This window comes from Pseudomonas sp. NPDC086112 (assembly GCF_044746425.1).
In the GTDB taxonomy this organism is placed as follows: Bacteria; Pseudomonadota; Gammaproteobacteria; order Pseudomonadales; family Pseudomonadaceae; genus Aquipseudomonas.
The window spans coordinates 71,429-80,847 of the sequence record NZ_JBIVCD010000017.1; the positions used below are offsets into that span (position 1 = coordinate 71,429).

The 9,419-nt window shown below is 58.6% G+C and carries 10 protein-coding genes; 7 read left to right on the plus strand and 3 right to left on the minus strand.

Annotated elements, in window-relative coordinates:
• Window positions 1–92: 92 nt before the first annotated feature.
• Together coaD and ACIPLA_RS14635 are read left to right on the plus strand one after the other, a co-directional pair.
• Complete coding sequence (gene coaD / locus ACIPLA_RS14630; RefSeq protein WP_218395317.1) at window positions 93–572, plus strand: pantetheine-phosphate adenylyltransferase; 480 nt, start codon at window positions 93–95, stop codon at window positions 570–572.
• A gap of 141 nt (window positions 573–713) precedes the next feature.
• Complete coding sequence (locus ACIPLA_RS14635) at window positions 714–965, plus strand: YfhL family 4Fe-4S dicluster ferredoxin (protein ID WP_003195146.1); 252 nt, start codon at window positions 714–716, stop codon at window positions 963–965.
• A 126-nt stretch (window positions 966–1,091) separates the two neighbouring features.
• Here ACIPLA_RS14635 and ACIPLA_RS14640 read toward each other — a convergent pair whose 3' ends face one another.
• The 3 genes from ACIPLA_RS14640 to ACIPLA_RS14650 are packed head-to-tail and all read right to left on the minus strand — an operon-like array spanning window position 1,092 to window position 3,125.
• Window positions 1,092–1,415: a multidrug transporter gene (locus tag ACIPLA_RS14640; RefSeq protein ID WP_218395318.1), complete on the minus strand. Its 324-nt coding sequence runs from the start codon at window positions 1,413–1,415 to the stop codon at window positions 1,092–1,094.
• Window positions 1,416–1,469: 54 nt separating this feature from the next.
• A complete protein-coding gene (mutM, locus tag ACIPLA_RS14645; RefSeq protein ID WP_008068069.1) occupies window positions 1,470–2,282 on the minus strand; it encodes a bifunctional DNA-formamidopyrimidine glycosylase/DNA-(apurinic or apyrimidinic site) lyase in 813 nt (270 codons plus the stop codon).
• 30 nt (window positions 2,283–2,312) lie between these two features.
• Window positions 2,313–3,125, minus strand: coding sequence for an HDOD domain-containing protein (locus ACIPLA_RS14650; RefSeq protein ID WP_192345012.1), 813 nt, complete (start codon window positions 3,123–3,125; stop codon window positions 2,313–2,315).
• Between the two features lie 321 nt (window positions 3,126–3,446).
• Here ACIPLA_RS14650 and ACIPLA_RS14655 point away from each other — a divergent pair, with 321 nt between their 5' ends.
• From ACIPLA_RS14655 to ACIPLA_RS14675, 5 genes are all read left to right on the plus strand, one after another.
• Window positions 3,447–4,643 carry a class I SAM-dependent rRNA methyltransferase gene (locus tag ACIPLA_RS14655; protein WP_007897847.1) on the plus strand — a complete coding sequence of 399 codons (1,197 nt, stop codon included), beginning with the start codon at window positions 3,447–3,449 and terminating at the stop codon, window positions 4,641–4,643.
• 437 nt (window positions 4,644–5,080) lie between these two features.
• Window positions 5,081–6,160, plus strand: a complete 1,080-nt coding sequence (locus ACIPLA_RS14660) for a SagB family peptide dehydrogenase (protein WP_401173723.1) — start codon at window positions 5,081–5,083, stop codon at window positions 6,158–6,160.
• On the plus strand, window positions 6,157–7,131 hold the full coding sequence (locus tag ACIPLA_RS14665; RefSeq protein WP_218395320.1) for a diiron oxygenase: 975 nt from the start codon (window positions 6,157–6,159) through the stop codon (window positions 7,129–7,131). The genes ACIPLA_RS14660 and ACIPLA_RS14665 overlap by 4 nt, the downstream gene beginning before the upstream one ends.
• Window positions 7,124–8,344 carry an MFS transporter gene (locus ACIPLA_RS14670; protein WP_401173725.1) on the plus strand — a complete coding sequence of 407 codons (1,221 nt, stop codon included), beginning with the start codon at window positions 7,124–7,126 and terminating at the stop codon, window positions 8,342–8,344. Before ACIPLA_RS14665 ends, ACIPLA_RS14670 begins: the two co-directional genes overlap by 8 nt.
• A gap of 258 nt (window positions 8,345–8,602) precedes the next feature.
• The coding region (locus ACIPLA_RS14675; protein ID WP_401173727.1) for a dihydroxy-acid dehydratase at window positions 8,603–9,419 on the plus strand (817 nt) is incomplete at its 3' end.

The window sequence follows — 9,419 nt, forward strand, 5'->3', positions numbered from 1 at the left end:
TATAGTGCTTTCTTACCCAACAGGCGACTTGGCCGACCGGGAAGGCTGCGATACCATCCGACTCCCCAACGGACTCCCGCCAGGACGACGCGATGAACCGAGTGTTGTACCCAGGTACCTTCGACCCTATTACCAAGGGCCATGGCGATCTGGTCGAACGCGCCTCGCGCCTGTTCGATCACGTGATCATCGCCGTCGCCGCCAGCCCGAAAAAAAACCCGCTGTTTCCCCTGGAACAACGTGTGGAGCTGGCCCGCGAGGTCACTAAACATCTGCCGAACGTTGAAGTCGTCGGCTTCTCGACGTTGCTCGCGCACTTTGCCAAAGAGAAGAACGCGAATGTGTTCCTGCGTGGCTTGCGCGCGGTATCGGACTTCGAATACGAGTTCCAGCTGGCCAACATGAACCGCCAACTGGCGCCGGATGTGGAAAGCCTGTTTCTTACCCCGTCCGAGCGTTATTCGTACATTTCCTCGACGCTGGTCCGTGAAATCGCAGCCTTGGGCGGCGATATCACCAAGTTCGTCCACCCGGCGGTGGCCGACGCCCTCACCCTACGCTTTAAAAAGTAGGAGCTGCCGAAGGCTGCGATCTCTACCGCAATCTTCGATCGCTGCACTTGATCGCGCCCGCGTGCACTGCGGGCGCCAATGCGGCACAATTGTGCGCATTGATTTATTGCGCCCGGGCCTGCCGCCCCGGCTGGAGTTAGCATGTCCCTGATCATCACCGACGATTGCATCAACTGCGACGTCTGCGAACCCGAGTGCCCGAACGCCGCCATCTCCCAGGGCGAAGAGATCTACGTGATCGACCCGAACCTGTGCACGCAATGTGTCGGCCACTACGACGAACCGCAGTGCCAGCAGGTCTGCCCGGTGGATTGCATCCCGCTGGACGAGGCTCATCCAGAGACTGAAGAACAGTTGATGGAGAAGTACCGGAAGATTACCGGTAAGGCTTGAGTCATCCGGCGCCTGTCAGGGCGCCTTCGCGGGCAAGCCTCGCTCCTACAGAACTCCGTCGTCCTCGAAATTCATGAACGACGGAGTTCTGTAGGAGCGAGGCTTGCCCGCGAAGCTTTTAGAGCTTCACTCCCGCAGCTCAAACCCTTCCCCGATACACCCCAAACACCGCACAAATGCGGCTTTCGCCGGATCGACCACTAACGCCTGTCCCGCATCGCCAATGCCGCCGCCCAGGGCGGTAAACGGCAACGACAGCACAAACGCCCCGGCACCGATCACCGTCGCCGCCACCAATAACGGTCGGGCAATCAGTAAATCGCCAAGCATGGCGTAGGCCGGTGGGTTCTGGATGGTGTAACGCGGATCGCCGCTGCCGTTCTCAGCCGCCAGCGCGGACGCACCGACGCTCAGCAGCAGCGCAACAACAAGGGTTCGAAACGGATTCATGGCACGGTCCTTCGGCTAGGCAGTGAGAACACTGACTATAGACCGTAGCCGGTATCAGCTCTGACAGCGCGGACAAAAGACGCTGGCGCGCTGCCCAAGCTTGACTTCCCGCAGCCCTGTGCCACAGACCTTGCAGTGTTCACCACCACGGCCGTACACGAACAGTTCCTGTTGAAAGTAACCCGGTTGACCGTCGCCACCGATAAAGTCCCGCAACGTGGTGCCCCCGCGCTCGATGGCGAGGGCAAGGATGCGCTTGATCTCGATCGCCAGCTTCAAATAGCGCGCCCGGGAAATGCTCTTGGCTTCACGGCGCGGGTCGATGCCCGCCGCAAACAATGCTTCTGTCGCGTAGATATTGCCGACGCCGACCACCACCGCGTTGTCCATGATGAACGGTTTGACCGCCATGGAACGCCCGCGGGATTGCTGGAACAGTCGCTCGCCGTCAAACAGGTCGGTCAACGGCTCCGGCCCGAGTCGAATCAGCAGTTCATGGTTGAGTGGGTCCAGGCTCCAGAGCATCGCGCCAAAGCGTCGCGGGTCGGTGTAGCGCAGGGCCAGGCCCGATTCCAGTTCAATGTCCACATGCTCATGCTTGGCCGCCGGCAGGCCGACTTCCACCAGCCGCAGATTGCCCGACATCCCCAAATGACTGATCAGCGTGCCGACTTCGGCGTTGATCAGCAGGTATTTGGCGCGCCGTTCCACCAGCACGATGCGCTGACCGGACAGCCGCACATCCAGGTCTTCGGGGATCGGCCAGCGCAGACGGCGCTCACGCACGATCACCCGGCTGACGCGCTGGCCTTCCAGGTGCGGTGCAATCCCGCGGCGGGTGGTTTCGACTTCCGGCAGTTCAGGCATGGGGCTCTCGAATCAGGCGAGGTTCGACACTCAACGTGTGGCGAGGTCGCGAATTTCTTGTTTCTGGGTTTCGAAATCGTATTCCGATAGGCCGATGTAATCGAGCACAAGGGGCCCGACACTGTTCCATTCATGGTCTTCGGACTGGTTGCCCAGCACCCGGAAGGAGGCGCAAATGTGTTCGGCCATCTTCAGGATCGCCAGCAAGTTTTTCAGCGGCGTGTTGCGTGACGATTCATCGCTGAAAATGGCCAGGGCGTTGTGGTGGTTGGCAATGGCCTGGGTGACATGTTCCGGCAGGCGCCAGGACTTGGCGGTGTAATACCCGACCACGGCATGGTTGGTGTTGTATTGCTTGTTTTCGGTATCCACCACCCGGCATTCGGCGCTGGCATTGGCATAGGCCTGTTCCAGCACTTTCATGTAGTCGGGGAATTTCTTGATCATCAACGGGATGCCGCAATCGTGGAACAGGCCCAGCGCGTAGGCTTCATCACCGGCCTGAACACCGACACGCTTGGCCAGGGTCAGGCACGTCATCGCCACGTCCTGCGCCGTGTCCCAGAAACGGTTGAGGGTGACGATGGCATCGTCGTTCAGCTCGCCCTTGATTGACTGCGCATTGATCAGGTTGATGATCGAGCGGCTGCCCAACAGATTCACTGCCCGCTGGATCGCGGTGATCTTGTTACTCAAGCCGTAGTACGGCGAATTGACGATTTTCAGCAAGGCACCGGAAAGGCCTGGGTCCTGAGAGATCAGCTTCGCGATCACTTCCAGATCCGGGTCGGGCATGTACTGCTCCATCTGCAGATCCACCATGATCTGCGGCTGGGGCGGCACACTGATGCCTTGCAAGGACTGTTGAATCTGTTCGGTCGTCAACTCTTGGGACATAAGTACACACTCCGGGTCAGGCGGGGATTCTAACCCTTAAGAAGATGGATCCGACAGTCAGTCAAGCGCATTCATGTGGGAGCGGGCTTGCTCGCGAAAGCGGCGTGTCAGTCGACATTAATGCTGCCTGGCACCCCGCCTTCGCGAGCAAGCCCGCTCCCACAGGTTCAGCACCTTACTGACGGCCCTCATCCGCGTTTCATCGACCACCAAACCCGCCACTCCCTCAACACGCTATACTCCCGCTCTTTTTTCCGGAGCGACGTCATGTCCCTGCCTAGCCTGCGCCTTAAAGCCAACGCCGACCGTCGCCTGCGAAACGGCCACCTGTGGGTGTACAGCAACGAAATCGATGTAGCCGCTACGCCTTTGCACGGTTTCAAGGCCGGCGACCAGGCGATCCTCGAAGCCGCCAGCGGCAAGCCGCTGGGCATCGTTGCCATGAGCCCGAACAACCTGATCTGCGCCCGCCTGCTGTCGCGTGACATCAAGTTACCGCTGGACAAGTCGCTGCTGGTGCATCGCCTGAACGTTGCCCTGTCCCTGCGCGATCGCCTGTTCGACAAGCCGTTCTATCGCCTGGTCTACGGCGACTCCGACCTGCTGCCAGGCCTGGTGGTCGACCGTTTTGGCGACATCCTGGTCGTCCAGATCGCCTCGGCGACCATGGAAGCTCACAAAGATGACGTGATCGCGGCATTGACCCAAGTGCTCAAGCCAAGCGGCATTCTGTTCAAGAACGACTCCGCTGCCCGTGATGCCGAAGGCCTCAACCGCTACGTCGAAACCGTATTCGGCCTGGTGCCGGAATGGGTTGCTCTGGAAGAGAACGGCGTGAAATTCGAAGCGCCAGTCATCCAGGGACAGAAAACCGGCTGGTTCTACGACCACCGCATGAACCGCGCGCGCCTGGCCCCTTATGCCAAAGGCAAGCGCGTACTCGACCTGTACAGCTACATCGGCGGCTGGGGCGTGCAAGCGGCGGCGTTCGGCGCCAGTGAAGTGTTCTGCGTCGATGCTTCGGCCTTCGCCCTCGACGGGGTCGAGCGCAACGCCGCACTGAACGGCGTCGCCGAAAAAATGACCTGCATCGAAGGCGACGTGTTCGAAGCCCTGAAGGAGCTGAAAGCCAGCGAAGAGCGTTTCGACGTCATCGTGGCCGACCCTCCTGCCTTCATCAAACGCAAGAAAGACATGAAAAACGGTGAAGGCGCCTACCGTCGCCTGAATGAGCAAGCCATGCGCCTGCTTAGCAAGGACGGCATCCTGGTCAGCGCTTCGTGCTCGATGCACCTGCCGGAAGACGATCTGCAGAACATCCTGCTGACCAGCGCCCGTCACCTGGACCGCAACATCCAGATGCTGGAGCGCGGCGGTCAGGGCCCGGATCACCCGGTACACCCAGCGATTGCCGAGACTCGCTACATCAAGAGCATCACCTGCCGTCTGCTGCCAAACAGCTGAGTACGCTGGTTTGACGGGGAGCCAACAGGCTCTCCGTCAGCCGTTTCAACGCCACGACATCCAAACCTCTGTCTCTTCTTCTTACTCTTGCGGTCCTACTGACTTGCAGGACGTTTCCCTGCATCCTTTATTTAAAAGAATATAACTTACAAACTTGCGCCTACCGCCAGATCGCTCCGACAAAATTACTAGAATATTCCTACTTAATATCCCCTTGATAAGGGCTCATTACCGCCTATGATTGAGTTGTCACCGCGAAGTGACACTCACTATCAATGACAAGGAGTCAAAAACATGAAAGCAATTACTCTGGAAGCAAACAAAATCGCCAACCTGGCTTTCCTGGTTGCGCCAAAAAACCGCTAAGTAAATGAAGCGCTGGGGAGTGCCGGCTACCCAGCGTTTTCTATAGCCATGTCCAGAGCGAACCGTCCATCATGCAGATAAACCCATACTTGTTCATACTTCCGCGCACGCCCGGCCAAATAGTCTGGGATTACAAAAACCATAAACAATTTGAACTTAACCTGGAATATTCAACCCGACTTGCACAACTTATCAGCAACCCCAAACTGTATGACGACAGCAACAGAGTAGACACTCAACTTCTGAACTCCGGAATATTGACCCATTCAATACAAGACACTATTGAATGGGGTTGGGATGAACTGTCGAAGATATTTCATATCGGCACCAAGAACATTCCCTGCGAACATGTCCCGCAGAACATTCATGAATGGTCGAGGCACTATCTGGACCATTGCACCGAAGTACTGACCGCACCCGCGCCGGACACCAGGTTCACAGAACGTCAGGCACGCGAGCTGATTGCCCTGCCAAAACCCTCCTGCCTGCCGCAAGGCTCGCTTGCAAACGTCCTGATCGGCCGCAAAACCTGCCGCACTTTCACGGATGCAGCGGTTTCACTGGAAGATCTTGGCACACTGCTTTACCTGTCCCTGGGCTACTTGCATGAGCGCGAAAATGACGTCGACGACTGCCTCGTCGAAGGTCTCGATGCCCGTCGCAGCAGCCCCTCCGGTGGTGGGCTGAATGCCTGCGAAGGCTTTCTTCATGTACAAAACGTCAGCGGCCTTGAACCCGGGCTCTACGCCTATCATCTCGTCGACCATGCACTGAGTTTCGTCAACCCGGCACCTGACTCGCCACTGGGACAGTTGCTGTGTGGCCAACATTTCATCAATAACCTGCCGGTGGGTCTGTTCATTACCGCTCGCTTCGACAAGTTGTGGTGGAAGTATGAACACTCGCGAGCCTACCGAATGGCCTTCGTGGAGGCGGGGCACATTTCCCAGACATTCCAGCTGGTGGCCACTGCGCTGGGACTGAACACCTGGCTGACGGGCGCGCTGGCAGATGATCAGGTCGAGGCTTTACTGGGGCTTGAGGACAGTGCGGAGCAACCGTTGTTTTTTGTCGGCTGCGGCAAAAGCGACGGCCAGGTGATGTGCGAGGAATTGAAGGCGTTGCTCAGCAGCCAGGAGCTGGCGCAATGAATGCCATCATTGAGCCGTCGGAGCGTCCGGTTTCCTGGGCGCAGCGTTTCACCCTCGGCGACTGGAATACCCGAGCGTCGGTGCGAACCAGCGAGCACGACTATCTATTGCCGCCAGACCTGGAACAACAATTGGAAACACGCCACTGGTTTCCTCCGGCTTTCCTCGCGTACCTGAAGCACCCGGCTATCGAAGCGCTGGGCCAAACCGTCATCCATCGGCTGTCGGCCAATCATCTGGTGTATTTCCTCGACTACACCACCTTGCTCGAACACCGCATCGTCAACCGATCCGTGGAAACCATCATCCACGGTGAACTGAAGGCCTGCGTCCCCCCGCGGATGAAGACCGCCGCACTTCAGCTTTATACCGACGAGGGTTATCACGCACTGTTCTCCAACAGCCTTGCCGAGCAGGTTGCCGGGGTTTACGGGATCAGTCCGCGCCCGGTCATGCCTCACCGCATCACGCGGTTGAACACCTTGCTCGACCGCACACCTGAAAAAAACAGGGCACTGGCCTGGTTTCTCGTCGGGTTCGTGTCGGAGACGATCATTGCCAAGGATCTGCTCGACATCTGCCGTAACGACCTGGTGTCCAGCGTCCAGGCAATGCTCAGGGACCATCTCTCGGACGAGGCGCTTCACAGCCGCTATTTCTCTGAAGTGTTCCATTACCTGTGGTTGACCCTGAACAGCCGTCAACGCACGTTCGCCAGCAGGCTGCTGCTGGACATCGTCCGGATTTTCTTCGAGGCCGATGAGCGATGGATGCGGGAAAGCCTGCACAGCGCGGGTATCGACGAGACCGCCGTCACACAGATTCTCGGAGAACTGACTAGCCGCCAAGCCACCCTTCAGCGTGCGCGATCCGGCAGTGGCGCGACGCTTGATGCTTTGAAAAAGGCCGGTTTCTTCGCCCTGCCCTACAACCAGCAGTTGTTCATGAAGGCAGGACTTATCGATGAATGAAGGACATTCTGCGGCAACCGCCAGACAGCGTCGGGGGGCAGTCAGCCTGTTATTGGCGATGGTGCTGCTTGGCGTATTCCCGCTGGATGTCCTGCTTCCCTCATTCCCTGCACTTACCGAACACTTTCGCAGCACGCCCGCCGACATTGCGCTGTCGATCAGTCTGTTTGCCGTCGGCATCGCCGCCTCTCAACTGCTGATCGGGCCGCTGTCGGATGTGATCGGACGCAAAAGGTTGTTGCTCGCCGGAATCACCGTTTCGATGCTGGGGGCGGTGGGTTGCGTACTGACCACGGACTATGTCCATTTCCTGCTGCTGCGTGTCATTCAGGCGCTCGGCTGCGGGTGTTTCGTGCTGTCACAAGCACTGATTCAGGATCTGTTCGAGGGTGAGGAACGTGACCGGTTGCGGATCCTGATGGTCACCGCCACCGGCATTTTCATCTCGGTCTCGCCGTTGGCCGGTACATTCCTGCAAGCCACGCTGGGCTGGCAGGGCAGCTTCTGGGTGTTTACCGCACTGGCCGGCGTGGTACTGCTCAAAGCCTGGCTGTTTCTCGACAATACCCGCCCGGCAGCAACCTGCGCGCGGCCGAATATTCTCCAGTCCTACAGTGGGGTCCTGCGTGATGCCGACTTCCTGCCCTACTGGTTGATTTCAGGCTTTGCTTTCGCCTGCCATTTCTCATTCATCGTTATTTCGCCGCTGATCTTCATGGACCAACTCCAGTTATCGGCCTATGACTACTCGCTGATCCTGCTGGTATACGGCGGCGCCTACATCATCGGCGGCATGGCTGCGATTGTGCTGTGCAAACGCATCAGTCCCCGTCATCAGATCATCAGCGGGTTGAGCCTGATCCTGCTGTCCGGTCTCATCATGCTTTACCTTTCAAACCACGTTGCATTGTCATCGGTCACCGTCCTGGTACCGATGCTCATCTGCACCGCCGGCACCACCATTGCCCGACCGGCCGCCACATCCAAAGCCATGAGCCTGTTCCCTGAAAGTGCGGGAACCTCGGCGTCGGCCGGCAGCACGGTGATTTTCATCTGCGGCGGGTTGATCAGTGCGCTCATCAGCTTGGGGCCGGCCAACCTGCAATCCACCCTTGGATACAGCTTCGTCCTCCTGAGCAGCGTGGCGCTGGCGCTCAACAGTCGTATCAATCAACGAGCCAAAAGCCCAAGAGCCAGTCCAAGCGTCGAATAACCCCGCCGATCGTCACCCCATATGCTTCATCGGCGCTGGATCAACGTTTTCCGGCATTCCCTCCTGACGCCAGCGGTGTAGAATCGCGAGATTCATCGCCATTCATCCCCCGGCGGGTTTATGAGCTCAAGCTGAAGCGCGCGGCGATCCCGCAAAGTTATCGGCAACTTCCGGACACACGGCCATTTCTGAGTGTTCCAGACGTCAATAGAAGCTCACTTCCCCTTTTGATACCTGATTAGCCGCCCGGAGTGCTTCATGCCTGATTACCGCTCGAAAACATCCACCCACGGCCGCAACATGGCCGGTGCCCGCGCACTGTGGCGCGCCACGGGGATGAAAGATGACGACTTCAAGAAGCCGATCATCGCCATTGCCAACTCCTTTACCCAGTTCGTACCGGGTCATGTGCACCTCAAGGACCTGGGGCAACTGGTCGCTCGCGAAATCGAACGGGCCGGCGGCGTCGCCAAAGAATTCAACACCATCGCCGTGGATGACGGCATCGCCATGGGTCACGACGGCATGCTTTATTCGCTGCCGAGCCGCGAGATCATCGCCGACTCCGTCGAATACATGGTCAACGCCCACTGCGCCGATGCCATCGTCTGCATCTCCAACTGCGACAAGATCACCCCTGGCATGTTGATGGCCTCCCTGCGCCTGAACATCCCGGTGATCTTCGTGTCCGGCGGCCCTATGGAAGCCGGCAAGACCAAACTGGCCAGCCACGGTCTCGACCTGGTCGATGCCATGGTGATCGCCGCCGACTCCAGCGCCTCCGACGAGAAAGTCGCCGAGTACGAGCGTAGCGCCTGCCCGACGTGCGGCTCGTGCTCCGGCATGTTCACCGCCAACTCGATGAACTGCCTGGTTGAAGCCCTGGGCCTGGCATTGCCGGGCAACGGTTCGACCCTGGCCACCCACAGCGACCGCGAACAGCTGTTCCTGCAGGCCGGCCGCACCATTGTCGAGCTGTGCAAGCGTTACTACGGCGAGAACGACGAGTCGGTGTTGCCGCGCAACATCGCCAACTTCAAGGCGTTCGAAAACGACATCGAAAGAGCACACTTCA

Excerpts from the sequence above, each read along its gene's own strand:
- coaD (WP_218395317.1), top strand. The coding sequence starts at position 93 with ATGAACCGAGTGTTGTACCCAGGTACCTTCGACCCTATTACCAAGGGC.
- ACIPLA_RS14635 (WP_003195146.1), top strand. The coding sequence starts at position 714 with ATGTCCCTGATCATCACCGACGATTGCATCAACTGCGACGTCTGCGAA.
- ACIPLA_RS14640 (WP_218395318.1), bottom strand. The coding sequence starts at position 1,415 with ATGAATCCGTTTCGAACCCTTGTTGTTGCGCTGCTGCTGAGCGTCGGT.
- mutM (WP_008068069.1), bottom strand. The coding sequence starts at position 2,282 with ATGCCTGAACTGCCGGAAGTCGAAACCACCCGCCGCGGGATTGCACCG.
- ACIPLA_RS14655 (WP_007897847.1), top strand. The coding sequence starts at position 3,447 with ATGTCCCTGCCTAGCCTGCGCCTTAAAGCCAACGCCGACCGTCGCCTG.
- ACIPLA_RS14660 (WP_401173723.1), top strand. The coding sequence starts at position 5,081 with ATGCAGATAAACCCATACTTGTTCATACTTCCGCGCACGCCCGGCCAA.
- ACIPLA_RS14665 (WP_218395320.1), top strand. The coding sequence starts at position 6,157 with ATGAATGCCATCATTGAGCCGTCGGAGCGTCCGGTTTCCTGGGCGCAG.
- ACIPLA_RS14670 (WP_401173725.1), top strand. The coding sequence starts at position 7,124 with ATGAATGAAGGACATTCTGCGGCAACCGCCAGACAGCGTCGGGGGGCA.